At 73.8% G+C, this 24324-nt stretch carries 18 protein-coding genes; 12 read left to right on the top strand and 6 right to left on the bottom strand.

Annotation, left to right across the window (positions count from 1 at the left end):
* Both rlmN and ACTMS2_RS11250 read left to right on the top strand, forming a co-directional pair.
* Nucleotides 1-1146: a 23S rRNA (adenine(2503)-C(2))-methyltransferase RlmN gene (rlmN, locus tag ACTMS2_RS11255; protein ID WP_441175347.1), complete on the top strand. Its 1146-nt coding sequence runs from the start codon at nt 1-3 to the stop codon at nt 1144-1146.
* Between the two features lie 31 nt (nt 1147-1177).
* Nucleotides 1178-2521, top strand: a complete 1344-nt coding sequence (locus ACTMS2_RS11250; protein ID WP_441175346.1) for a DivIVA domain-containing protein — start codon at nt 1178-1180, stop codon at nt 2519-2521.
* Between the two features lie 99 nt (nt 2522-2620).
* Here ACTMS2_RS11250 and ACTMS2_RS11245 read toward each other — a convergent pair whose 3' ends face one another.
* Nucleotides 2621-2842 carry a DUF2631 domain-containing protein gene (locus ACTMS2_RS11245; protein WP_101414599.1) on the bottom strand — a complete coding sequence of 74 codons (222 nt, stop codon included), beginning with the start codon at nt 2840-2842 and terminating at the stop codon, nt 2621-2623.
* A gap of 270 nt (nt 2843-3112) precedes the next feature.
* Between ACTMS2_RS11245 and ACTMS2_RS11240 the strand changes: the two genes are divergently transcribed.
* Nucleotides 3113-4702, top strand: a complete 1590-nt coding sequence (locus ACTMS2_RS11240; RefSeq protein ID WP_441175345.1) for a Rieske 2Fe-2S domain-containing protein — start codon at nt 3113-3115, stop codon at nt 4700-4702.
* A gap of 15 nt (nt 4703-4717) precedes the next feature.
* Here the strand turns inward: ACTMS2_RS11240 and ACTMS2_RS11235 are convergent, their stop codons facing one another.
* Nucleotides 4718-6313, bottom strand: a complete 1596-nt coding sequence (locus tag ACTMS2_RS11235) for a phytoene desaturase family protein (protein WP_441175344.1) — start codon at nt 6311-6313, stop codon at nt 4718-4720.
* Nucleotides 6314-6401: 88 nt separating this feature from the next.
* Nucleotides 6402-7148 (bottom strand): TetR/AcrR family transcriptional regulator, encoded by a 747-nt coding sequence (locus tag ACTMS2_RS11230; RefSeq protein ID WP_441175343.1) that lies wholly within the window; start codon nt 7146-7148, stop codon nt 6402-6404.
* Between the two features lie 103 nt (nt 7149-7251).
* Between ACTMS2_RS11230 and ACTMS2_RS11225 the strand changes: the two genes are divergently transcribed.
* Together ACTMS2_RS11225 and ACTMS2_RS11220 are read left to right on the top strand one after the other, a co-directional pair.
* Entirely contained in the window at nt 7252-9438 is a 2187-nt protein-coding gene (locus tag ACTMS2_RS11225) for an MMPL family transporter (protein ID WP_441175342.1), read from the top strand.
* Nucleotides 9439-9509: 71 nt separating this feature from the next.
* Entirely contained in the window at nt 9510-10673 is a 1164-nt protein-coding gene (locus ACTMS2_RS11220; protein WP_441175341.1) for an alkaline phosphatase PhoX, read from the top strand.
* On the opposite strand, the gene ACTMS2_RS11215 is transcribed toward ACTMS2_RS11220, so the two are convergent.
* Nucleotides 10643-11524, bottom strand: a complete 882-nt coding sequence (locus tag ACTMS2_RS11215) for a YhjD/YihY/BrkB family envelope integrity protein (RefSeq protein ID WP_441175340.1) — start codon at nt 11522-11524, stop codon at nt 10643-10645. The two genes, ACTMS2_RS11220 and ACTMS2_RS11215, sit on opposite strands and share 31 nt — an antisense overlap.
* A 170-nt stretch (nt 11525-11694) precedes the next feature.
* Here ACTMS2_RS11215 and ACTMS2_RS11210 point away from each other — a divergent pair, with 170 nt between their 5' ends.
* Nucleotides 11695-12243, top strand: a complete 549-nt coding sequence (locus ACTMS2_RS11210) for a GNAT family N-acetyltransferase (RefSeq protein WP_441175339.1) — start codon at nt 11695-11697, stop codon at nt 12241-12243.
* Nucleotides 12244-12393: 150 nt separating this feature from the next.
* On the opposite strand, the gene ACTMS2_RS11205 is transcribed toward ACTMS2_RS11210, so the two are convergent.
* On the bottom strand, nt 12394-13710 hold the full coding sequence (locus ACTMS2_RS11205) for a family 43 glycosylhydrolase (RefSeq protein WP_441175338.1): 1317 nt from the start codon (nt 13708-13710) through the stop codon (nt 12394-12396).
* A 246-nt stretch (nt 13711-13956) separates the two neighbouring features.
* Between ACTMS2_RS11205 and ACTMS2_RS11200 the strand changes: the two genes are divergently transcribed.
* The 6 genes from ACTMS2_RS11200 to ACTMS2_RS11175 all read left to right on the top strand — a co-directional run bounded on the left by ACTMS2_RS11200 (nt 13957) and on the right by ACTMS2_RS11175 (nt 23153).
* Nucleotides 13957-14664 carry a Uma2 family endonuclease gene (locus ACTMS2_RS11200; RefSeq protein ID WP_441175337.1) on the top strand — a complete coding sequence of 236 codons (708 nt, stop codon included), beginning with the start codon at nt 13957-13959 and terminating at the stop codon, nt 14662-14664.
* A 43-nt stretch (nt 14665-14707) separates the two neighbouring features.
* The gene (gene dxr / locus ACTMS2_RS11195; RefSeq protein WP_441175336.1) at nt 14708-15922 is read left to right on the top strand and encodes a 1-deoxy-D-xylulose-5-phosphate reductoisomerase; all 1215 of its coding nucleotides are present in this window, start codon (nt 14708-14710) and stop codon (nt 15920-15922) included.
* Nucleotides 15922-17172, top strand: coding sequence for a M50 family metallopeptidase (locus ACTMS2_RS11190; RefSeq protein ID WP_441175335.1), 1251 nt, complete (start codon nt 15922-15924; stop codon nt 17170-17172). Before dxr ends, ACTMS2_RS11190 begins: the two co-directional genes overlap by 1 nt.
* Nucleotides 17173-17181: 9 nt before the next feature.
* Nucleotides 17182-18354: a flavodoxin-dependent (E)-4-hydroxy-3-methylbut-2-enyl-diphosphate synthase gene (gene ispG / locus ACTMS2_RS11185; RefSeq protein WP_441175334.1), complete on the top strand. Its 1173-nt coding sequence runs from the start codon at nt 17182-17184 to the stop codon at nt 18352-18354.
* 94 nt (nt 18355-18448) lie between these two features.
* Nucleotides 18449-19288, top strand: coding sequence for a GNAT family N-acetyltransferase (locus tag ACTMS2_RS11180; RefSeq protein ID WP_441175333.1), 840 nt, complete (start codon nt 18449-18451; stop codon nt 19286-19288).
* Between the two features lie 226 nt (nt 19289-19514).
* Nucleotides 19515-23153 carry an ATP-binding cassette domain-containing protein gene (locus tag ACTMS2_RS11175; protein ID WP_441175332.1) on the top strand — a complete coding sequence of 1213 codons (3639 nt, stop codon included), beginning with the start codon at nt 19515-19517 and terminating at the stop codon, nt 23151-23153.
* Between the two features lie 98 nt (nt 23154-23251).
* Here ACTMS2_RS11175 and ACTMS2_RS11170 read toward each other — a convergent pair whose 3' ends face one another.
* Nucleotides 23252-24316, bottom strand: coding sequence for an NADH:flavin oxidoreductase/NADH oxidase (locus tag ACTMS2_RS11170; RefSeq protein WP_441175331.1), 1065 nt, complete (start codon nt 24314-24316; stop codon nt 23252-23254).
* Between the last annotated feature and the right edge of the window lie 8 nt (nt 24317-24324).

Below are 24324 nucleotides of genomic sequence, written 5' to 3'. Positions count from 1 at the left end.
ATGACGAGCCTGCCCCTGATCCCCGCAGACCCCGACGCCCCCGGGCGGCGGCCCGCGATGCCTCCCCGTCACCTCGCCGATCTCGACCTCGCCGGCCGCCGGGCCCTGGTCGCCGAGCTGGGGGAGCCGGCGTTCCGCGCCAAGCAGATCTCCACCCACTACTTCGGTCGCCTGGTGCGCGATCCGGGGCAGATGACCGACCTGCCGGCCGCCACCCGCGAGAAGCTCGCCGACCAGCTGCTGCCCCGGCTGCTCACCCCCGTCCGGGAGTTGGCGTGCGACGACGGCGCGACCCGCAAGGCGCTCTGGCGGCTGCACGACGGCTCGCTGGTGGAGAGCGTGCTGATGGGCTACCCGGACCGCGTCACCGTCTGCATCTCCAGCCAGGCCGGCTGCGGCATGGCCTGCCCGTTCTGCGCGACGGGCCAGGCGGGGCTGACCCGCAACCTCTCCACCGCCGAGATCGTCGACCAGGCGGTCTACCTGGCCGGGGTGGCCGCCTCCGGAGCGGTGGCGGGTTCGCCGCCGCGCCTGTCGCACGTGGTCTTCATGGGCATGGGCGAGCCGCTGGCCAACTACTCCCGGGTGGTCGCGGCGATCCGGCGGCTGGTCGCCCCGGCACCCGAGGGGCTCGGGCTGTCGCAGCGCCACATCACGGTCTCCACGGTCGGGCTGGTCCCGGCCATCCGCCGACTGGCCAGCGAAGACCTCTCGGTGACCCTTGCGCTGTCGCTGCACGCCCCCGATGATGAGCTGCGCGACGAACTCGTGCCGGTCAACCAGCGCTGGAAGGTGTCCGAGGTGCTGGATGCGGCCTGGGACTACGCGGACCGCACGGGGCGTCGCGTGTCGATCGAGTACGCGATGATCAGAGACGTGAACGACCAGCCGTGGAGAGCCGATCTGCTCGGGCGGCTGCTGGCCGGGAAGCTGACCCACGTGAACCTCATCCCCCTCAACCCGACTCCGGGCAGCCGCTGGGACGCCAGCCCGAAGCCCGTCGAGCGCGAGTTCGTCCGGCGGTTGCGGGAGGCCGGGGTGTCGACGACGGTACGGGACACCCGGGGTCGCGAGATCGACGGAGCGTGTGGGCAGCTCGCCGCCGCCGAGGACATGGACACCGACCGGGCCGGGGAGAAGGCGTGACCGGGCGTAGCGAACGAGACCAGGAGACATAGTGGCGAGTCAGGGTCAGCGTTTCCGGCGTAAGGCGCTCCGCCGGGGATACAAGGTCGACGAGGTCGATGCCTTCCTGGACCGGGTCGAGGCGACGCTCGACGGCCGGCCCGTGGGTGCGCCCGTCGCCTCCCAGGAGGTCCACGACGTCGTCTTCCGGGTCCGCTTCAACGGCTACGACGAGTGGCAGGTCGACCTGCACCTCGACCGGGTCGAGCGGCAGCTGGCCGAGCTGGAGGAGCGCGGCGGCGTCGGCGGACGCGGCGGCGACCCCCGGGACGCCGACCGCCTCGGCCCCCCCGACCGCCTCGGCCCCCCCGACCGCCTCGGCCCGCCCGACCGGATGGGGCCCCCCGACCGGATGGGCCCGCCCGACCGCATGGGGCCGCCGGGGCGTGACGATCGCGGCATGTCGCCGGTCCCGCAGCCGATGCCGCCCCGGGCGATGCCGGCGCAGGCCGGGCCGCCCGCCGACCGCTACGGCCGCTACGACGAGCCCACCGGCGCCTTCGCCGGCGGATACGACGGGCCCCGGGGCGGCTACGAGCCGCCGCGCGGCCCGGGCGGCCCCGGCCCGATGGGACCGGGTGGCCCGATGGGCCACGGCGGCCCGCCGCCGCGCGGCCTCCCCGCCGGCCCCACCGGCTACGGCGACGGCCCGGGTGGCGGTTACGGCGACCGTCCGGGTGGCGGCTACGGCGACGGCCCCGGCAAGTACGGCGACGGCCCCGGCGGCGGCTACGGCGACCGTCCGGGTGGTGGTTACGGCGACGGTCCGGGTGGCGGCTACGGCGACCGTCCCGGCAACTACGGCGACGGTCCCGGTGGCTACGGCGACGAGCCGCGTTTCGACGGGTTCGAGGCCGGCCGGCGCGCCCGCGCCGACATGACCGCCGAGATCCGTATGCCGGAACGCGACCTGCGCGACCTGCGGGACCGCGGCCCGGCCGGCCCGCCCCCGCAGCCGGGCTTCGGTGGCCCGCCGAACGCCGGCCCGCCCGTGGGTGGCCCTCCGGTCGGTGGCCCTCCGGTGGGCGGCCCCCCGGTCGGTGGCCCGCCGCCGATGGTCGGTCCGCCGATGGCCGGCCCGCCCGGCAGCGACCTCTACCGCGTCGACCAGATCCGTCGCAGCTTCCAGGTGCGCCGGTTCGGCAGCGGCTACGACCCGGACCAGGTCGACCGGTTCTTCGACACGTTGCTGGGGGGCATGCAGGGCCGAAACGCGATGCCCGTGAACCCGAAGGAGCTGGACACGCTGCGCTTCCCGCTGGTGCCGGGCGGCTACTTCGAGGCCGAGGTCGACGCCGCGCTCAAGGACGTGCAGGACATCCTGTTCGGGCGCTGATCCGCGTACGGCGAGGGCCCGCTCCCCTGTCGGGGGCGGGCCCTCGTGCGTGTGGTCTCCGGCGCGCGGACCGGTGCGACGCCGGCTGGCGCGGGTGCGTCAGGACCGCAGGCCGTTGCGCCGCAGCACGGCGTCGCCGATGACGATGACCAGCAGCAGCACGGCCAGGCCGATCAGCCAGATGTTCTCGACCCTGCCCTCGTGGTTGCCGCAGAGCATCGCCAACAGGGCCAGCGCGGAGACCACCGCACCGATCCGCCCGGACTTGCGGTGCCCGGGCTTGTGCTGGTCTGGCGACGTTACCGGCTCGCTTCCTGCCACTGTCGGTCCTTCCCTCGCGATCGGATCTCCGGTTAGTCTGGCACGCCCCGTGCCGGGCCCGGCGCTGGGTCCGACCGATGGGGCGGACCGCACGATCCGCCCGGTCGGGACGGGCGTCGGCCGGAGGGCGTACGAGGGTGGCAGCCGGGGGACCAAGGTCCGACGTCACCTGGGCGCATCGGCACTACCGGCGTCGCGGGTGGGTTGCCAGACTCCCTCCGGTAGCGTTTCTGGCGTACACCTTGTTTGTCGTTTTGAGGGGGAACTGCGGTGCGAGTGACCGGTACGGGACACGCCAGCATGCGGATCGACACGGCCGCGGGCAGCATCCTGTGCGACCCGTGGGTCAATCCGGCCTACTTCGCCTCGTGGTTTCCGTTTCCGGACAACTCGCTGCTCGACTGGGAGGCCCTCGGCGACGTCGACTACCTCTACGTCTCCCACCTGCACCGGGACCACTTCGACGCGGCCCACCTGAAGCGCTTCGTGTCGAAGGACGCCACCGTGCTGCTGCCCGCGTTCCCCACCTCCGAGATGGAGGACGAGCTGCGGGAACTGGGCTTCACCAGGTTCCTCAAGGCGCCGAACGAGCAGGTCGTGGAGCTGGACGGCGGCCTGAAGATCATGATTCAGGCGCTGACCAGCCCGACCGACGGCCCGATCGGCGACTCCTCGCTCTGGGTGGAGTACGACGGCGTCCGGCTGCTCAACCAGAACGACGCCCGCCCCACCGACCTGGGTGTCTTCGCCGAGCTGGGCCACGTGCACGCGCACATGCTCCAGTTCTCCGGCGCGATCTGGTACCCGATGGTCTACGAGCTGCCGCAGGCGGCGAAGACGGCGTTCGGCAAGCAGAAGCGGGACCGGCAGTTCGACCGCACCTGGCGCTACATCGACGACCTGAAGGCCGACCACGTCTTCCCGATCGCCGGCCCGCCGTGCTTCCTCGACGACGAGCTGTGGCAGTTCAACGACATCCACGGCGACGAGGGCAACATCTTCCCCGACCAGTCGGTCTTCCTGAGCGAGTACGCCAAGGTCGGCGGCACCAACGGCGTCGTGCTGCTCCCGGGCAGCGTCGCGGAGATCACCACCGAGAGCTGCGAGACCAGCCACCCGGTGCCGGTGGAGGAGTTCTTCGCCAACAAGGTGGCCCACCTGGAGGAGATGCGCGAGCGCAAGCGGCCGGTCATCGAGGCGGAGAAGGCGTCCTGGCGCCACCCCGAGGTGGACGTGCTCAAGGAGATGCAGCGCCGGATCGAGCCGCTGTTGGACGAGTCGATCTACCTGGCCAAGGGGGTCGGCGGCCCGGTCCGCTTCGACCTGGTGGGCACCGACGACTCGGGCGGCGAGACGATTGAGTCGATCGTGGTGGACTTCCCCGGCAAGCAGGTCCGCCCGTACGCCGACGAGAAGGTCCGCTACCGGTTCCGTACGGAGCGGGCGCTGATCGAGCACCTGCTGCACATCGGCGAGGTGGACTGGGTCAACTCCCTCTTCCTCTCCTGCCGCTTCTCGGCGGCCCGGATCGGCCAGTACAACGAGTTCGTCTACGCGTTCTTCAAGTGCCTCTCCACCGAGCGCCTCCAGTACGCCGAGGGCTGGTACGACGAGCACGAGCGCTCCAGCGACGCCGAGGACATCACCCTCGGCGACTGGGTGGTGCAGCGGCGCTGCCCGCACCTGAAGGCCGACCTGACCCGGTTCGGCATCGTCGACGGCGACCAGCTCACCTGCCAGCTGCACGGCTGGCGGTTCGACCTGCCCAGCGGCCGCTGCCTGACCAGCGTCGGGCACAAGGTCCGCGCCCACCGCGTCGACGCCGAAACCCCCGCCCCCGCCGGCGAGGCCCTCGGCTAGCTCCCGAAGCGGGGGTCAGCGGGCCAGGTCGGTGAGGATGCGGCGGGCGGCGTTGTGGCCGGCGGCGCCGATGACGCTGCCGGCCGGGTGGCAGCCGGCGCTGCCCGCGTAGACGCCGTCGACGCCGGTGGCGTACGGCATCCGGTCGGTGAACGAGACGGTGTTGTCGACGTGGTGGATGTGTCCGCCGGTGATGCCGAAGTGCGCCTCGATGCCGGGCGGCGGCAGCGGCACCGCGTCGGCGATCAGGTCACCCGTGCCGGGGGCGTACCGCTCGCAGATGCCGACCAGCCGGTCGACGTAGCCGGGCAGCGCCTCGTCCCAGGTGGTGTCGGCCAGCGCGTACGGCACCGACTGTACGAAGAGCGCCGACGAGTGGTGCCCGTGGCCGTCGGACAGCGACGGGTCCACGGTGGTGTGCAGGTACCACTCGATGGTCGGCTCGTCGGGCAGCCGCCCCGCCTGCACGTCCGCCCACATGGCGCGCAGCGCCGCCATCGGCGGCTCCCCGCCCCCGCCGGTCAGCGAGTCCGAGCCGGGCAGCAGGTGGATCGTCGAGCCGAACGGGCTGGGCGCGCCCTCGGGCAGGCAGGAGAACCGGGGCAGACCGGTCAGCGCCAGGTTGAGCTTGAGCGTGGTGCCGGGGCGGCGGACCGCCGTCATCCGCTCGGCCAGCGGCGCCGGGAGCGCGCCGTCGGGCAGCAGGTCCATCAACCGGTACGGGTCGCAGGCGCCGAGCACCACCCGCGCGGCGACCTCCCGCCCGTCGGCGAGCACGATCCCACCGGCCGCGCCGCCGTTCAGGGCGATCGCGCTGACCGGCGTGCCGGTGCGGATCGTCGCGCCGGCGGCGCGGGCGGCGTCGGCGAAGGTACGCGACACGGTGCCCATCCCGCCCTCGGCGATCATCCACGTGCCGTCGGAGCCGGGCAGCCGGCACATGTTGTGCACGAGGAAGTTGTGCCCCGTGCCTGGGTCGTCGGGGCCGGCGTTGAGCCCGGAGAGGCCGTCGGTGACCGCGTACATGCTGACGAGCAGCTCGGAGCGGAAGTCGAAGCGGGCCAGGTGCGCGGCGACCGAGCCCCGGACGAGGTCGACGAAGACCTGCCGCAGCGCCGGCCGGACGTACCGCTCGGCGGTCTCCTCGACGGGCAGCGGCTCGGCCAGCCAGGCGGGGGCGAGGTCGTCGCGCAGCGCGGCCAGCTCGGCCTGGAGGGCGTCGTCGGCAGCCGCGTCGGCGGGGGAGAAGAACTCCGCGAGCTGCGCCCGGGTGGCCGCCGTGTCGCTGCCGAAGAGCAGGTAGGGCGAGCCGGGGCCGCCGGGGGTGGGCAGGAAGTAGTGCGGGTCGCGGCGCAGCACGGGGATGCGCACGTCGAGCGCGGCGAGCAGCTCCGGCGGCATCAGCCCGAGCAGGTACGACCCGGTGGAGTGGCGCAGCCCCGGCACCCGGGGGAACGGGGCCTCCGTCCGGGTGGCCCCGCCGATGACGTCGGCCGCCTCCAGCACCAGCACGTCGAGCCCGGCGCGGGCGAGCAGGATCGCGGACACCAGACCGTTGTGCCCGGCGCCGACGATCACCACGTCGGCCCGGGTCGGCAGCTCGTCACCCATGCCGGGGGAGCCTACTGCCCGCAGGCCCCACCGGTCAGCCCTTCACCACCCGGTCAGCCCTCGGCCGCCGGTCAGCGCTCACCAGCGGTCAGCCCTTCACCGCCGGGGCGGCCGTCGACGGGTCGTCGTCCGTCGGTGGGGCGGCCAGCAGCTGGGCGGTGAACGTCTCCAGCTCCAGCTCGAAGAGCGCCTCGGCGTCGGTGACCGCCCAGTCGAACTGGTGGAAGACCTCCATGGCGACCAGGCCGTAGAGCCGGGTCCAGCCGGCGAGGAAGGCGTACGCGACCTCGACCGGCACCTCGCCGTGGCTGATCCGCAGCGGCTCCAGCCGCCGCCCGCCCAGGCGCTGCCGGAGCAGTTCGGGCGGCGGGGTGCGGAACGGGGAGCGGTGCCACAGGTCGAGGATCGGCTGGATGAAGACCGCGCCGAAGCGCGAACCGGGGTGACCCTGGTCGCCGCCGCCGACCAGCGCGTTGCGGCCGGGGGTGGGGGCACCGAAGATCAGCCCGAACTCGGCCGGGTGCGCCACCGACCAGGCGCGGAACGTCCGGGACATGGTGAGCAGCTGGTCGACCGGGTCGGGGCCGGCGTCGTCCCGGGTCGCCTCCAGCAGCAGCCGCAGCTCGTCGTAGAGGTCGCCGGCCAGCGCCGCGACGAGGGCCTCCAGGCTGGGGAAGTAGCGGTAGATGGCCGGCGCGGTCATGCCCATGTCGCGGGCGATGGCCCGCAGCGAGACGGCGTCGACCCCGCCCGTCACCAACAGCCGCCGAGCCCCGTCCTTGATCTCGGCGACCGTCGCCGAGCGTAGGCGTTCCCGTCGGCTCGGTGCGTCCATCCGGCTGACTCCCTTGACCGAATCGACCGCCGTTGCCATAGTTAACGGCGTTCACTCAAATGAGCGATGGTCACAGCCTAGCCGTCGTCGGAGGGGGAGGCGAATGTTCGCCTGGTGGGGACAGATGGTCGTACGGCTGCGCTGGTCGGTGCTGGCCGCCGCCCTGGTGCTCGTCGCGGTCGGCTCCACCTGGGGGGTCGGGGTCTTCGGGCAGCTCACCGGTGGCGGCTTCGACGACCCGGCGAGCGAGTCCAGCCGGGCCGCCGAGCGGATCACCCGCGAGCTCGGGCCGCAGGGCGCCGACCTCGTCGTGCTCTGGTCCAGCGACGGGCCGACCGTCGATGAGCCCGCCTTCCGTGACCCGGTCGCGGCCACCGTCGCCGGGCTGCGCCAGCGATCGGAGATCACCAGCGTCACCACCTGGTACGACACCCAGGCCCCCGCGCTGCTCTCCACCGACCGCCGGGCCACCTACGCGCTGATCCAGCTCCGGGCCGCCGACAAGGACGACAAGGCCGCCGCGTACGAGGAACTGCGGCCCGCCCTGGCGGCGCCCGGCGTACGGACCGAGGTCGGCGGCGCCACGGCGGCCCTTCAGGAGTCGAACGCGCAGACCACCGAGGACATCACCCGCGCGGAACTGCTCTCCATGCCGGTGCTGCTGGTGCTGCTCGTGCTGATCTTCGGCGGGCTGGTGGCGGCCTCCACGCCCCTGCTGATCGGCGGGCTCGCCATCCTCGGCGCGTTCGTCGCCGTCCGGCTGGTCAACATGGTCACCGACGTGTCGGTGTTCGCGATCAACGTCATCACCCTGATCGGCCTGGGCATGGCGGTCGACTACGCCCTGTTCGTGGTGAGCCGGTTCCGCGAGGAGCTGGCCGCCGGCCGGGACACCCCGGCCGCGATCCGGCGGACGATGGCCACGGCCGGGCGGACGGTGCTGGTCTCCGGGCTCACCATCGCGACCGCCATGGCCAGCCTGTTGATCTTCCCGCAGGCGTTCCTGCGCTCGATGGCGCTCGGCGGGATGGCCGCCGTGCTGGTCGCCATGCTGGCCGCGCTGACCGTGCTGCCGGCCCTGCTCGCGGTGCTCGGCCACCGGATCGACGCGCTGCGCGTACCGCTGCCGTGGCGGCGTGGGGCGCGCGGTGGGCGGCCGGCGGCGGGGGGGACGGGCGGCGCCTGGGCCCGGATCGCGCACAGCGTGATGCGCCGCCCGGTGCGCTACCTGGTCGGGGTGTCCGTGCTGCTCCTGCTGCTGGCCACGCCGATCCTGCGGATGGAGTTCGGCGGGTTCGACGACCGGGTGCTGCCCGCGAGCGCCGAGCCGCGGGTGGTCTCCGAGCGGATCGCCGCGGAGTTCCCCGGCGGCACGATCGCGCCGATCGACGTGCTGGTCTCCGGGGTGTCCCCGGAGCAGGTGCAGCCCTTCGCCGACCGGGTGGCCGCGGTGCCGGGCGTGACCGGGGTGCAGGTGGCGGCCAACCGGGGCACGTCGACGCTGCTGACGGTGACCTACCCGGGCGAGCCGACCGGTGACGCCGCGCACGACGTGGTCCGGGCGCTGCGCGCCCTGCCCGCGCCGGGCGGTGCCGAGGTGCTGGTCGGCGGCCGGCCCGGCGTCGACCTCGACCTGATCGACGGCCTCGCCGACCGGCTGCCCTGGATGGCCCTGCTGATGGCCGCCGCGATCCTGGTCCTGCTCTTCCTCGCCTTCGGCTCGGTGGTGCTGCCGGTCAAGGCGGTGCTGATGAACCTGGTGTCGATCGGCGCGTCGTTCGGCGTGGTGGTCTGGATCTTCCAGGACGGGCACTTCGCCGACCTGCTCGGCTTCACCCCGACCGGGTTCATCGAACCGAGCAACCCGATCCTCATGCTCGCCGTGCTCTTCGGGCTGGCGACCGACTACGAGGTGTTCCTGCTCTCCCGGGTACGCGAGGAGTGGGACCGCACCGGCGACAACACCGCGTCGGTGGCCACCGCGCTCCAGCGCACCGGGCGGATCATCACGGCGGCGGCGCTGCTGCTGATCATCGTGGTGGCCGGCTTCGCCACGGGCGAGATGGCGTACATCAAGCTCATCGGGATCGGCATGATCGTGGCGATCGTGGTGGACGCGACGCTGGTCCGGGCGCTGCTGGTCCCGGCCACGATGCGGCTGCTGGGCCGCTGGAACTGGTGGGCCCCCGGCCCGCTGGCCCGCGTCTACCGCCGCTTCGGCATCAAGGAGTCCGACGACGAGCCCGGGCCGGCGGCTCCGGAGGCCCGTCACCCCGCGTTCACCAAATAGAGGCTTCCATCGATGCCCCGTCGGCCCTAGCGTCGACGGGGCATCGTCCCCGCACCCTCCGGGAGTCTCCGATGGACCGTCGTACCCTGCTGCGCGCCACCGTCGCCGGCGGCGCCGCCTTCGCCGGCAGCCTCTGGGCCGGCGCCGCGCTCGCCGCCCCCGCCCAACCCGGACCCGGCCCGTACGGCGACCTGCTCGGCGCCGACGGCAACGGCCTCCAGTTGCCGGCCGGCTTCACCAGCCGGGTCGTCGCCCGATCCGGGCAGCGGGTGCCCGGCACCTCGTACCTGTGGCACCTGGCCCCGGACGGCGGCGCCTGCTTCCCGGCCGGAGACGGCTGGATCTACGTCTCCAACTCCGAGGTGCCGCTGGTCGGTGGCGCCTCCGCGGTGCGCTTCCGGGCCGACGGCTCGATCGCGGCGGCGTACCGGATCCTCGGCGGGACCAACGTCAACTGCGCCGGCGGGGCAACCCCCTGGGGCACCTGGCTGTCCTGCGAGGAGGTGCCGCTGGGCCGGGTGTTCGAGACCTGGCCGGACGGCAGCCGGGCGGCCGAGGAGCGGACCCGGATGGGCCGGTTCACCCACGAGGCGGCCGCCTGCGACCCGGACCGGCGGGTGGTCTACCTGACCGAGGACGAGGACGACGGCTGCTTCTACCGTTTCGTCCCCGACACCTGGGGCGACCTGCGCACGGGGAAGGTGCAGGTGCTCTGCGCCCCGGCCGACCAGGTGACCGGGCCGGTGACCTGGCGCGACCTGCCGGACCGGGACGGCTTCCCGGTGCCGACCCGCCGGCAGGTCGGCGCGGCCCGCCACTTCGACGGCGGCGAGGGGTGCTGGTACGACCGGGGCACCTGCTGGTTCACCACCAAGGGCGACAACCGGGTGTGGGCGTACGACGCGGTCAACCAGCGTCTCGACCTGGCGTACGACGACTCGCTGGTGCCGGCCGGGGCGGCGCCGCTGACCGGCGTCGACAACATCACCGGCACCGCCGGCGGGGACCTCTACGTCGCCGAGGACGGCGGCGACATGGAGATCAACGTCATCACCCGGGCCGGCGTGGTCGCCCCGTTCCTGCGCGTTCTCGGCCAGTCCGGCTCGGAGATCACCGGCCCGGCGTTCTCCCCGGACGGGTCACGCCTCTACTTCTCGTCCCAGCGCGGCGCCTCCGGCAGTTCCATCGGCAGCGACGGGATCACCTACGAGGTCACCGGCCCCTTCCGGCCCTGACCGTCGGCCCGCTCAACCGGTGCGGCGGCGCGGCGGTCGCGCCAGCGGGAGAGGGCGAGGGTGGCGGAGTAGCCCGCCAGCACGATCACGTGGAAGAGGTAGAGCCAGAGCAGGACCGCCACCCCCGCGCCGATCTCGTCGAAGCCCCCGAACGGCACCCCCAGGTCGATCGGGAGCGAGGCGAAGAGCACGAAGCCGTGCAGGAAGCCCGACAGGTTGGCCGCGGTGAACGACCCGACGACCAGCGCGGAGAGCCAGTCCGGCGACGCGGGGCCGACCACCCGGAACACCCAGAGCAACACCGGGGTGAGTACCAGCCAGACCGCCAGGAAGGACAGCACCACCCCCAGCGCGCCGGTCCAGCCGCCCTGCCGTACCAGCCCGGTGGTGGTGGGCAGCGCGAGCAGGATCGACAGCAGCAGGGCCGGGGCCGGCGCCAGCAGAGGCAGCAGCAGCAGCCGGCCCCGCCAGCCGACCAACGACTCCTCGCTGCGCGGCACGGCGACCGAGACGAAGGCGCGGCGCAGCCCCTCGCCGTAGAGCGACGCCGGCAGCAGCGACGCCAGGGCCAGCAACGGGGTCAACCCCACCCCGGCCCCGACCAGCGCCTGCACCGCGTGGGGCGCGCCGATCGCGTCCGGCAGCGTGTCCACGGCGTACGAGGTGAGCCGGCGCACCCGCTCGCCTCCCGCCAGCAGCGACGTCAGCCAGATCGCCAGCAGGGCCACCGGCACCACGGCGATCGCCCCGTAGAAGGTGATGGCGGCGGCGTGCAGGGACAGGTCCCGCCCCCGCAGCGGGCGGAACGCCGCACTGGTGATCCGCTTCGCCCGTCGCCATCCGTCGCCCATCGCGGGTTCTTTCCCCGTACCGCCCCGCGTCACGCACGAGATCGCCGCCCGCGTGGGTGCCGTGCGGCACGTCGCCCCCGGCAGCCGGGGCCGTGGACCCGGCCCCCGTCGCGTCTGAGTGGGGAGCGCTCGTCGTCCCCGGGGCGGCAGCGCTCACTAGGATCGCCGGAATGGGGATCTTCGCCACGCAACGCCTGGTCGTGCGGAACTGGACCGCCGACCCGGCCGACCTGACCCGGATCTTCGACATCTACTCCCGTCCCGAGGTCACCCGCTGGCTGGGCGCGCCCGGCCTGCCGCTGACCGCGCCGGGGCAGGCCGCCGACCGGCTGGCGACGTGGCGCGAGCGGCACGCCGACCACGGCGACCGGTACGGCACGTGGGCGATCGAGGTGCGCGACACCGGCGTGGTGGTCGGCACGCTGCTGCTCAAGCCGCTGCCCGGGCGGGACGAGGGCGTGCCGACCGAGGACATCGAGGTGGGCTGGCACCTGCACCCCGACTCGTGGGGTCACGGGTACGCCACCGAGGCCGCCCGGGCGGCGGTGGCGCGGGAACTGGCCGCCGGCACCCGCGAGGTCTACGCGGTGGTGGCGCCGGGCAACACCGCGTCGATGGCGGTGGCCCGCCGGCTCGGCATGACCCACGTGGGCCGCCGCTCGGACTGGTACGGCGGCGAGTCCCTGGAGACCTTCGTGCTGACCGCTGCCGGGGACTGAGCCGTTCAACGACCCCGCCCGCCGCGGCTGTCCGTACGACGGGACGCTCCGGCCCCGGTCCGCGTCGAGATCTTGGCAGGAATCGGCCCCCGGAGAGGCACTTTCCCACCAAGATCTCCACGCGCCTCCGGCGGAGCCGGGCGGGGCGCGCTAGGCCACCTCGACGAAGTCGAGTTCGGCCCAGCGGCTCAGGTGGGTGAACCGGAGCGTGTTGAAGCCCGCGTTGAGCGTGACGTCCACCCCCACCTGCCGCCAGACGTCCCAGCCCGTGGCGGGATAGGTGACGACCTTCGGGTTCGCGCCGTTGACCGTCAGCGTGTGCTGGGCGTCGCCGTAGCCGGCGGCGTAGGCGACGTGGACGCGGTACCCGCCGGCCCTGGGCGCGAAGACGGTGACGTCGACCCAGCTGTCCGCGTGGTCGATGTAGGCCACCACCTGCCCCTGGGAGGTGTTGGGCGCGGCGCGTACCGCGCAGTTGCTGAGCGAGCCGCGTTCGGCCTCGTACCGCACCCGGCTGCCCCGCACCACGGGGTTGCCGCCGGCCCAGCCCAGCGCCGCCACGTACATGCCGCGCGCGGAGTAGTTGTTGATCCAGCCGTGGAACACGATGTGGTCGCCGCCGGCCTCGCGGACCACGTCCGCGCCGCCCGACCCCCGCACGGCCGAGTCCAGCGACGCCGTGGTCATCAGCGAGCGGTACGCCTTGGTGTACGGGCCGGTCAGCGAGGTCGACGTGGCGTAGCTGGTCTGGTAGCCGTCGCCGCCGTAGCCGCCGAGCGAGTAGAAGAGCACGTACTGCGCGCCGACCTTGGTCAGCACCGGCGCCTCGATGATGCCGCCCTCCTCGGCGCGACCGCTGCGCAGCAGCTCGACGCGGGCGCCCTGGAGGGTCACGCCGTCGGCGGCGACCCGTTGCAGCCAGAGGCTCGTCGGCTGGCCGATGGCGTTGCCGTCGTCCTTGTAGAGCAGGTAACGCAGCCCGGTGCTGTCGGTGAAGCTCGCCGCGTCGATGTCGCCGCCCTCGCCGGCGTTGCAGACCAGCGGCTGGGTGCCGACGGAGGCGAACGGCCCGAGCGGTGACGTGGCCAGCGCGGCGCCGATGCACTGCCGGCCGGTGGCCCGGCTGCGGGCGGTGTAGTAGAGCAGGTAGCGCCCGTCGGCCCGCTGCGACACGTCGGGTGCCCAGGTGAGGCCCCCGTTGGCCCAGGCGCCGAGGGTCGGCATCGCGTCTGGTCGCCTGGTCCACGCCCCGGTCAGTGAGCTGGCCGTGGCGACGGGAACGTTGCCGTGCCCGTTGTTCGTCGAGTACGCGTAGTAGATGCCGCCGAACTTGACGACGTCGGGATCGGGGAAGTCGCTGGCGATGACCAGCGAGGGTGTGGTGGTCGCGGCCTGGGCCACGCCCGGGCTGACGAGCAGGGGAGCGGCGACCAGCAGGGCCGCCAGCCAGACGAGACCTCTTCGCATGCCGGGATTCAACCATGGCGATCGATGCAATGAAAGAAAGCTGCGTGCGCGCGGCCCGTCTTCCGGGGGTGCGGGGGCACTGGTCCGGGAGCGGCCGGCCGGCGTGAGAGATCCGCTTCCGCTCCGGCGCGCCCCGCGCCGGGCCGGGGGGCAGCCGGCGTCGGACCCGGTGTGCGATCCCCTGCGGCGGGGACTGCGGCGGCTAGGCTGACCTGAGCAGAATGTCCGCTGAGGGGGTGAGCCCGGATGGCCCAGGCAGCTTTCGCGCCGGAGCCGGCGCCGCAGCAGGCCGAACCCGCGTCGCAGTCCACCGAGCCGTCGTTCGACGTGCTGCGGTGGCGCGACGAGCCGTGGACCGCCCAGCTCGCCCTCGACCTGTTGCCGGAGACCAACGGCCCCAAGGTTGAGGTCCTGAGCGGAAGCGTGATCGTGACGCCACATGCCGGTTATGACCACCAGGACGCGGAGTTGGATCTCGCGTACCTGCTCAAGCAGGCGGCCCGCCGCGCGAAGCTGTGGCTCTACCTCGAGGCGAACGTCGTCTCGGGCGACGATCTCTTCATTCCGGACATCGTCATTCTCGATGTTCCGGGTGGCGGGCGTACGACGATGGACATCAGGCACGCCGTGCTGCTCGGTGAGATCGTTTCGCCCGGCAATCGGCGCAAGGGCATCATTGACCGGCCCCGGGAGTACGCGGCCGTCGGCGTGCCGTTCTTCCTCCGCGTCGACCTGCGCAACCGGGTGCCCACCATCGCGTTGTTCGAGCTTGCCGAGGGGGAGTACCGGCCGGTGGCAGCCGCTGCCGCCGGTACCCGGTTCGTCATGCGGGAGCCGTTCGAGTTCTCCATCGACCCGGCCGACCTGCTCGGGGAGGCGGCACCGGACGAAGGCAAGGAAGCGCCGGAGGAAGGCGGGGAAAGCCCGGAGGGGCAGGTCGACGCGGAGGGCTGAGGCTCCCGGCGGGCGGCCGGCGGCGCTGGGGAAGAATGGCCCGGTGACGTCCCCACGTGATCTTGTTCTCCTCGGCTCCACCGGCTCGGTCGGCACACAGGCCGTCGACATCGTCCGGCGCAATCCGGACCGGTTCCGGGTGGTAGCGCTCGGCGCCGGTGGCGGCAACGTCGAGCTGCTCGCCGCCCAGGCCCTCGAACTGCGCGTCGACGCGGTCGGCGTGGCCAAGGCGTCCGCCGCGCAGGACCTGCAGCTCGCCTTCTACGCCGAGGCGAGCCGGCGCGGCTGGGCCACCGGCGACTTCAAGCTGCCCAAGATCGTGGCCGGCCCGGACGCGATGGCCGAGCTGGCGCAGTGGCCCTGCGACGTGGTGCTCAACGGCGTGGTCGGCTCACTCGGGCTCGCGCCGACCCTGGCCGCGCTGCGCGCCGGGCGTACGCTCGCGCTCGCCAACAAGGAGTCCCTCGTCGCCGGCGGCTCGCTGGTGAAGGCCGCCGTGACGCGGCCGGAGCAGATCGTCCCCGTCGACTCGGAGCACTCGGCGCTGGCCCAGTGCCTGCGCGGCGGCGCCCGGGGCGAGGTGCGGCGGCTCGTCGTCACCGCCAGCGGCGGCCCGTTCCGGGGCAGGCGGCGCGACGAGTTGACGCGGGTCACGCCCGAGCAGGCGCTGGCCCACCCGACCTGGAACATGGGGCCGGTCGTCACGATCAACTCCGCCACGATGGTCAACAAGGCGCTGGAGGTGATCGAGGCGCACGAGCTGTTCGACGTGCCGTACGCCGACATCGCCGTGATGGTGCACCCGCAGTCGGTGATCCACTCGATGGTCGAGTTCACCGACGGATCCACCCTCGCCCAGGCCAGCCCGCCCGACATGCGGCTGCCGATCGCGCTGGGCCTCGGCTGGCCCGACCGGGTGCCCGACGCCGCCGCCGCCGTCGACTGGACGAAGGCCCACACCTGGGAGTTCGCGCCGCTGGACGACGAGGCGTTCCCGGCGGTGGCGCTGGCCAAGGCCGCCGGCGAGGCCGGGCGCTGCCGGCCGGCCATCTACAACGCGGCGAACGAGGAGTGCGTGGCGGCGTTCGTGGCCGGCCGGCTGCCCTTCCTCGGCATCGTCGACACCCTCCGGCGGGTGCTGGAGGACGCTCCCGACTTCGACGAACCAGGTACCGTCGAGGACGTGCTCGCGGCGGAGTCGTGGGCGCGCGCGCACGCGCAGGAGATCATCATCGCGGGTTCGGTGGAAGGAGCTTGATGGCGTACCTGCTCGGGGTGGTGCTCTTCGCCCTCGCGATCCTCGTCTCGGTGAGCCTGCACGAGGCGGGGCACATGCTCACCGCCAAGGCCTTCGGCATGAAGGTCACCCGCTACTTCGTCGGCTTCGGCCCCACGCTCTGGTCGTTCAAGCGGGGCGAGACCGAGTACGGCGTCAAGGGCATCCCGCTCGGCGGCTTCTGCAAGATCGTCGGGATGACCCCCCAGGACGACGACGTCGACCCGGCCGACGAGCCGCGCGCCATGTGGCGCTACCCGGTCTGGAAGCGGACGATCGTGATGTCCGCGGGCTCGATCACCCACTTCGCCCTCGCCGTGATCGCCCTCTGGATCATCGCGATCAGCGCCGGCCTGCCCAACCCGGAGTTCCCGAGCACCGAGGCGGAGATCCGCAAGGAGCCGGCCGTCATCGCGCTGTCGAAGTGCGTGGTCCCGGAGAACACCCTGCGCGAGTGCACCACCGCCGACCCGGCCAGCCCCGCCGCCCAGGCGCAACTGCGCGACGGCGACCGGATCACCGCCATCAACGGCACGCCGATCAACGACTACGGGCAGTTGCTCACCACGCTGCGCAGCCTCAAGCCGGGCGACACGGCACAGATCGCGTACGTGCGCGACGGGCAGCCGGCCACGGCCAGCACGGTGCTCGCGCAGACCCAGCGGCCCCCGCTCGACGACCCGAAGGGCCAGGTCGCCCCGGTCGCCGCGCTCGGCGTCGGCCTCGTGCCCAGCACCCCGACCCGGGTGACGTACGGGCCGGTCGGCGCGGTCGGCGCGACCGCCGACTTCACCGGCGACATGGCGGTCAACACGTACGAGGCGATGAAGCGCATCCCGCAGAAGGTCCCCGCGCTGTGGGCGGCGATCACCGGCGAGGAGCGGGACATCGACACCCCGATCAGCGTGGTCGGCGCCAGCCGGCTCGGCGGCGAGGCCGTCGAGAACGACGCCTGGCTGCTGTTCTTCATGCTCTTCGTCTCGCTGAACTTCTTCATCGGCGTGTTCAACCTGCTGCCGCTGCTGCCGCTCGACGGCGGGCACATCGCCATCGCCTGGTTCGAGCGGGCCCGCTCCTGGCTCTACGCCCGCATCGGCCGCGCCGACCCCGGACGCGTCGACTACCTGAAGCTCATGCCCCTCACGTACGCGGTGATCCTGATCGGTGGCGTGTTCACGCTGCTGACCATCACCGCGGACGTCGTCAACCCGATCACGCTCTTCTCAAGGTGAGTGCCTGAAGTGACCGCTGTCAGTCTCGGTATCCCCGCCGTGCCGCCCCCGCCGCTCGCCCCGCGTCGGCTCAGCCGCCAGATCATGGTCGGCTCGGTCCCGGTGGGTGGGGGCGCGCCGGTGTCGGTGCAGTCGATGACCACCACCCTCACCTCCGACGTCAACGCCACGCTCCAGCAGATCGCCGAGCTGACCGCGTCCGGCTGCCAGATCGTCCGGGTCGCCGTGCCCAGCCAGGACGACGTGGAGGCGCTGCCCGCGATCGCGAAGAAGTCGCAGATCCCGGTGATCGCCGACATCCACTTCCAGCCGAAGTACGTCTTCGCCGCGATCGACGCCGGCTGCGCGGCGGTCCGGGTCAACCCGGGCAACATCCGCCAGTTCGACGACAAGGTCAAGGAGATCGCCAAGGCGGCCGGCGACGCGGGCGTACCGATCCGGATCGGCGTCAACGCCGGCTCGCTGGACAAGCGGCTGCTCGCCAAGTACGGCAAGGCCACCGCCGAGGCGCTGGTCGAGTCGGCGCTGTGGGAGTGCTCGCTGTTCGAGGAGCACGGCTTCCGCGACATCAAGATCTCGGTCAAGCACAACGACCCGGTGGTCATGATCCGGGCGTACCGCCTGCTGGCCGAGAAGTGCGACTACCCGCTGCACCTGGGCGTCACCGAGGCCGGCCCGGCCTTCCAGGGCACCATCAAGTCGGCGGTCGCCTTCGGCGCGCTGCTGGCCGAGGGGATCGGCGACACGATCCGGGTCTCGCTGTCGGCGCCGCCGGTGGAGGAGATCAAGGTCGGCAACCAGATCCTTGAGTCGCTCGGCCTGCGTGAGCGGGGCCTGGAGATCGTCTCGTGCCCGTCCTGCGGCCGCGCCCAGGTCGACGTCTACAAGCTCGCCGAGGAGGTCACCGCCGGCCTGGAGGGGCTGCCGGTGCCGCTGCGGGTCGCCGTGATGGGCTGCGTGGTGAACGGCCCGGGCGAGGCCCGCGAGGCCGACCTCGGGGTGGCCTCCGGCAACGGCAAGGGCCAGATCTTCGTCAAGGGCAAGGTGGTCAAGACCGTGCCCGAGGCGCAGATCGTGGAGACCCTGATCGAGGAGGCGCTGCGCATCGCCGACGAGATGGGCGCCGAACTGCCCGAGGAGCTGCGCGGCCTGCTCCCCGGCGCCACCGTCAGCGTGCACTGACCCGTCCCGCAGTCGGCCCGTCCGGTGCCGGTGCCGTGGTCCCACTCGTCACTCGGCCCGCGCGGCACCGGGCGGATCTGGCAGGCTGGTATCCGTGCTGACGGTGCCGGTTCGTCAACTGGGGGAGTCGGAGCGCCGCGCGGTCGAGCGGCTGCTCGACCTCGACCCGTTCGCGGGCGCGCAGGTCGCCGAGCGGATCACCGCGCGTGGCCTGGCCTGGTGGCGCGCCGAGGGACGGGTGCTGGGCTACGGCAGCCGCCGCAACCTGGAGTCGATCTGCTGGCTGGGCGGCAACCTCACCCCCGTGCTCGCCACCGAGCCGGCCGTCGCCGCCTACGCCGACCTGCTGGCCGGCGAGGAGCGGCTCTGCTCGTCGATCGTGGGCCGGGCCGACGCGGTGCTCGGCCTCTGGGACCGGCTCTCCGCCGTCTGGGGGCCGGCCCGGGACGTACGCCCCAACCAGCCGTTGCTGGGGACCGAGGCGCTGCCCGCGCTGCGGGCGGACCCGCAGGTGCGGCTGGTGCGCGCCGGCGAGATCGACCGGCTCTTCCCGGCGGCGGTGGCGATGTACACCGAGGAGGTCGGCGTGTCGCCGCTCGCCGACGACGGCGGGCGCGGCTACCGGCGGCGGGTCACCGACCTGGTCCGGACGGGCCGGGCGTACGCCCGGTTCGTCGACGGTCAGGTGGTGTTCAAGGCCGAGCTGGCGGTGGTGACCCGCCGGACCGCCCAGGTGCAGGGCGTCTGGGTGGCCCCCGAGTGGCGGGGCCGGGGCATCGCGTCGGCGGCCATGGCGGCGGTGGTGCGCGACGCGCTGCTGCGGGTCGCCCCGACCGTCAGCCTCTACGTCAACGACTTCAACCTCCCGGCGCGCCGGGTCTACGAGCGCTGCGGGTTCCGCCCGGTCGGCACGCTCGCCACCGTGCTCTTCTGAGCCACGGGCCACGGCGGCGACCTGGACGCGCTGCGGACGCGGGCGCGCACGGCGTCCGCCCGCAGGTCGGGCCCCGATGTCGCGGCCGGCGCAGCCCCGAGCCCGGCCGGCGCACGCCCTCGGCACCGGCGTCCGGGCAGGTGAACGGCCGGTAAATGCGTTGAGCCGGCCGGCTCCACCGACCAGGCTGGATGCTCCGCCCTGCTTTGCCCGAAGGGACTCCGTCATGCGTCTGCTCCGGGACATGTGGGCCACCTCGCCCCGCCGAATGGCGATCGTGACCTGCCTGATCGTGCTCGGCGCCGGCGGTCAGGCCGCCGCCGCCGCGCTGGCGGGCCCCGTCCTGGTGCACCGCGCCGCCGGGTTCTTCGCGCTGCTCGCCGTCGCGCTGGTCGCCGCCGTCCTCACCGACCTCGCGGTGAGCCTGCTGATGGCCGGGCTGACCGCCGACTGGTCCGCCGACGTGCGCCGCCGGCTGTGCCGGGTCGCGCTCGGGCAGGACCTGCCGACCCTGGAGACCACCCCGGTCGGCGAGCTGCTCGACCGCATCGACGGCGACGTCTACCAGGTCGCCGCCGCGGTGCGCAACCAGGGCGTACGGATCGCGCAGGGCCTCGGCGCGGGCGTGCTGTCGACCGTCGTCGCCCTCGCGGTGTGGTGGCCGGCCGGCGTCGGGATGCTGGTGCTGACCGTGCTGCTGGCCCTCGGCCTGCGCAAGCCCACGGCACGGATCGGTCCGGCCCGGATGGCCGAGGAGGAGGCCTGGTCCGACCTCGCCGCGGTGATGGAGGAGGCCATCCACGGCCAGGACGACGTACGCACCAGCCTGGCCCGGCCGTACGTGCTGCGCCTCTACGCCCGGCGGGCCGCCGAGGTGCTCAGTCGCGGGGTGCGCGTGTGGCGGATGTCCGCCCAGGTCACCACCGTGGCCGCCGGCGTGATCCGGGCCGGGATCGCGGCCGTGGTGCTCGGCGGCGCGTGGGCGCTGGTCACCGGCCGGGTCGACGCCGCCCGGCTCACCGCGATCTGGCTGCTGGCCATCGGCTTCGGCATGACCGTCGAGCACGTCAGCCGGATGGTCCCCGAACTCCAGTACGCCCTAGGTGCCTGGGGGCGGGTGCAGCTGCTGGCGGGCTCCCGGCAGGAGCCCGTGGGCGGGGGCGTCCCGGCCGAGGGCGACCTGGTGGTGCGGGGCCTCACCTTCCACTACGGGGGCGCCGACGACGGGCGTGGCCCCGCGCTGCGCGACGTCGACCTGACCTTCACCCGGGGCCGCTCGTACGCGCTGGTCGGCCGGACCGGCTCCGGCAAGTCCACCCTGGCGAAGGTGCTCACCCGGGCCGTCGACGTGCCGCCGGGCACGGTCTTCCTGGCCGGCGACGACGTGTGCGGCCTCGACGTCGAGGCGCTGCGCCGGTGGATCGCCGTGGTGCCCCAGCGCACCGAGATCCTCGCCGGGACCCTCGCCGAGAACGTCGCGCTGTTCGATCCGGAGCTGCTCGACGCCGCCGCCCGGGCGCTGCGCGAGCTGGGGCTCGACGGCTGGATCGCCGAGCTGCCCGCCGGGTTGCAGACCCGGCTGGGCGACGGCGGGCACGTGCTCTCGGCCGGGCAGGAGCAGCTGGTCGCCTTCGCCCGGATCCTGGTGCGCGACCCGCACGTGGTGATCCTCGACGAGGCCACCGCCCGCCTCGACCCGGTCACCGAGGCGCGGGTGCAGCAGGCCACCGAGCGGTTGCTGCGTGACCGGATCGGCATCGTCATCGCCCACCGCCTCTCCTCCGTACGCCGCTGCGACGAGGTGGTGGTGATGGCCGACGGAGCGGTCGTCGAGGCCGGGCCGCTGGACTCCTCGGAACGCTTCGCCGAGCTGCTCGCCACCAGCCACGCCACCGCGTACGCCCACGCGGCGCCGGGCGGCCGCTCCGGCGGGGTCGACCTGCTGACCGGCCCGTCGGACCCGTGGCCGACCACCGGCCGGGACGAGTCCCTCCCACCGGAGGCCCCCCTTCCCGGCCCGCCGGCCGTCTCGTCGGCCACGTCCTCGGCCGTGCCGCCGATCGAGGCGTCGGCCGTCCCGCCGGTCGGGTCGGTCCCCGCGACCCCGACGGAGTCGGTCGGGTCGGTCGACGGCCGGACGGGTGGGGGCGGGTCCGCAGCCTCCGGGGACCCGGCGCCGACGTCCCCGCGCGGGCTGCGCGAGCTGCGGGAGATCCTGCGGCTGTGCCTCAACGACGCGCGGTACGGGCTGGCCTCGCTGGCGTTGTTCCTGCTGCTCGTGCTCCTCGGGCTGGAGGGGCCGGTGCTGCCGTGGCTCTGGGCGGACGTCGTCGACGGCACCGGTGACCCGTGGAAGCCCGCGCTAGGGATCGTCGTCGGCCTGCTGGTGACCCTGCCGGTGCCGTACTTCAACGGCCTGCGCTTCCCGCAGTGGTGGGTCCGGCAGATGCTGCGGATCAGCCTGCGCCTGGTGCACGGCCAGACCGGACCCCGCCGGGTCAGCCGGCACACGCCGGCGGAGGTGGTGGCCCAGGGCGGCGACACCGAACGGGTGGTGCAGCTCGCCGACAACCTGATGGACCAAGGGCTCTCGCTGCTGCTCCTGGTCACGATGACCGCCGTCACCGGCAGCGTGGTGCCGGGGCTCTTCTTCGCGGGCACGATGCTGGTCTCCGGGCTGGCCGCGACGCTGTTCGGCCCCCACCTGGAACGTTCCGCGCGGGCCACCGTCGCGGCGCGGGCCGCGTTCGCCACCGCGCTGGTCTCCTCGTTGTCGGCCGCCCGTACGGTCAAGCTCGCCGGCGCCACCCGCCCGGTGCTGACCCACCTGGCCGACCTCGACGTGGTGCGCAGCGACCGGCAACGCCGGGAGATCTCCGTGCAGGTCTGGTCCCGGTCGACCCCGTCGCTGGTCAGCGGCCTGCTGCCGATCGGCGCGTGGGCGCTCTTCCTGGCCGGGCACCTCTCGGCCGGCGCCACCCTGGTCGCGGTCGCCACCCTGGCCGCCGCCCGCTGGTTCGCCTGGACGACGGCCTCGCTGATCTCGCAGATCCCGTCGGCGCGGGTGTGGACCCGGCGGACGGTGGCGATGGCCGGGGTGGAGGCGTACTCGGCGTCGGTGCCGGGGGTGGACCTCGGCACGGGGACGGCCCCGGCGCCCGTCGTGCCGCCCCGGCACCCGCTGCGCCGGCTGGAGCTGACCGGCTTCGGCGTCCGGCACACCGACGGGACGGTGGCCGTACGCGACGTCGACCTGACGGTGGAACGCGGGCAGCTGGTGCTGGTCGTGGGCCCGGTCGGCTCGGGCAAGTCGTCGCTGCTGCGGGCGCTGGCCGGCATCGCCCCGCACACCGGGCGGCTGACCTGGAACGGCGACCCCGTCACCGAGCCGGAGCTGTTCCTGCGCCCCCAGCAGGTGGGCTACGTCGGCCAGCTGCCCCGGGTGCTCTCCGGCACGGTGGCCGACAACATCACCCTCGGCCATCAGGTGGACGCCGCGGCGGCGGTGTCGACCGCCCAGCTCGACCACGACCTGGCGGCGGCCGGCGGCGGGCTCGGGCTGCTGATCGGGCACAAGGGCACCCGGCTCTCGGGCGGTCAGTTGCAGCGCCTCGCGCTGGCCCGGGCGCTCGCCCCGCGTACGGAGCTGCTGGTGGCCGACGACGTCTCCTCGGCGCTGGACGTCACCACGGAGCTGGCGCTGTGGCAGGCGCTGCGCGAGCACGGGGTGACCGTGGTGGGTTCGACGTCGAAGCGGGCCGCCCTGGTGCGGGCCGACCACGTCGTGGTCCTGCGCTCCGGCACGGTCGCCGCCCAGGGGCCGTGGCACGACCTGGAACCCCAGTGGTCCCACCTGGCCGGCTGACCCCACCCACCCTCGCGGCCCCGGTCACGGGGCTGCCGGCACCGATGCGGAGATCGACAGCGCCGCCAACCCCGTGACCGGGGAGGACCAGCGGGGGGTCAGGCGCGGGCGTACTGGGCGGGCCAGGCGGGGGTGGCGCCGAGCTTGGCGGCCGCCCGGTGCGGCCAGTACGGGTCGCGCAGCAGCTCCCGCCCGAGCAGGACCAGGTCGGCGTCGCCGGACGCGACGATCTCCTCGGCCTGCTCCGGCTCGACGATGAGGCCGACCGCGCCGGTGGCGATCCCCGCCTCCCGGCGTACCCGGGCGGCCAGCGGCACCTGGTAGCCCGGGCCGACCGGGATCCTCGCGGTGGCCGAGGCGCCGCCCGAGGAGCAGTCGACCAGGTCCACCCCGGCGGCGGCCAGCTCGCCGGCGAGCACCACACTGTCCTCGGGCGTCCAGCCCGCCGGCTCCCAGTCGGTGGCCGAGATGCGGGTCAGCACGGGCACGTCCTCGCCGACGGCCGCGCGGACCGCCCGCGCCACGTCCAGGGTGAGCCGCATCCGGCCGGCCCGGTCCCCGCCCCAGCCGTCGTCGCGGTGGTTCGTCAGCGGGGAGAGGAACTCGTGCAGCAGGTAGCCGTGCGCGGCGTGGATCTCCACGGCCGCGAACCCCGCGTCGACCGCCCGACCGGCCGCCGCCGCGAACGCCTCGACCACGCCGGCGATCCCCGCCTCGTCCAGCGCCGTCGGCACCCGGTAGTCCGGGACGAAGGGCGCGGCCCCCGGGCCGACCGGCGTCCAGCCGCCCTCGGCGTCGGGCACCCCGCCCCGCCGGGGCGCCCACGGCCGGTACGTCGACGCCTTGAACCCGGCGTGCGCGAGCTGCACGACCGGCACCGCGCCGTGCGCGGCGACGAACGCGGTCACCGGCCGCCAGGCGTCGACGTGCACCCCGGACCAGAGCCCGGTGTCCTGCGGGCTGATCCGCCCCTCGGGCAGCACGGCGGTGGCCTCGGTCATCACCAGGCCGGCGCCGCCGACCGCGCGGGCGCCCAGGTGCACCAGGTGCCAGTCGGTGGGCAGGCCGTCCGGGCCGGCCGTGTACTGGCACATCGGCGCCAGGGCGATCCGGTTGGGCAGGGTCACCGTGCGCAGGGTCAACGGGGTGAACAGGACACTCATGTGGTCAT

This window comes from Micromonospora sp. SD12, assembly GCF_052068495.1.
Taxonomy (GTDB): Bacteria; Actinomycetota; Actinomycetes; order Mycobacteriales; family Micromonosporaceae; genus Micromonospora; species Micromonospora echinofusca.
This window is presented reverse-complemented; position numbering and strand designations above follow the sequence as displayed.

What these genes read in the sequence shown, in the direction of transcription:
- rlmN (WP_441175347.1), top strand. Translation starts at nt 1, where the DNA reads ATGACGAGCCTGCCCCTGATCCCCGCAGACCCCGACGCCCCCGGGCGG.
- ACTMS2_RS11235 (WP_441175344.1), bottom strand. Translation starts at nt 6,313, where the DNA reads ATGGGTGACGAGCTGCCGACCCGGGCCGACGTGGTGATCGTCGGCGCC.
- ACTMS2_RS11230 (WP_441175343.1), bottom strand. Translation starts at nt 7,148, where the DNA reads ATGGACGCACCGAGCCGACGGGAACGCCTACGCTCGGCGACGGTCGCC.
- ACTMS2_RS11225 (WP_441175342.1), top strand. Translation starts at nt 7,252, where the DNA reads ATGTTCGCCTGGTGGGGACAGATGGTCGTACGGCTGCGCTGGTCGGTG.
- ACTMS2_RS11220 (WP_441175341.1), top strand. Translation starts at nt 9,510, where the DNA reads ATGGACCGTCGTACCCTGCTGCGCGCCACCGTCGCCGGCGGCGCCGCC.
- ACTMS2_RS11215 (WP_441175340.1), bottom strand. Translation starts at nt 11,524, where the DNA reads ATGGGCGACGGATGGCGACGGGCGAAGCGGATCACCAGTGCGGCGTTC.
- ACTMS2_RS11210 (WP_441175339.1), top strand. Translation starts at nt 11,695, where the DNA reads ATGGGGATCTTCGCCACGCAACGCCTGGTCGTGCGGAACTGGACCGCC.
- ACTMS2_RS11205 (WP_441175338.1), bottom strand. Translation starts at nt 13,710, where the DNA reads ATGCGAAGAGGTCTCGTCTGGCTGGCGGCCCTGCTGGTCGCCGCTCCC.
- ACTMS2_RS11200 (WP_441175337.1), top strand. Translation starts at nt 13,957, where the DNA reads ATGGCCCAGGCAGCTTTCGCGCCGGAGCCGGCGCCGCAGCAGGCCGAA.
- ACTMS2_RS11190 (WP_441175335.1), top strand. Translation starts at nt 15,922, where the DNA reads ATGGCGTACCTGCTCGGGGTGGTGCTCTTCGCCCTCGCGATCCTCGTC.
- ACTMS2_RS11175 (WP_441175332.1), top strand. Translation starts at nt 19,515, where the DNA reads ATGCGTCTGCTCCGGGACATGTGGGCCACCTCGCCCCGCCGAATGGCG.
- ACTMS2_RS11170 (WP_441175331.1), bottom strand. Translation starts at nt 24,316, where the DNA reads ATGAGTGTCCTGTTCACCCCGTTGACCCTGCGCACGGTGACCCTGCCC.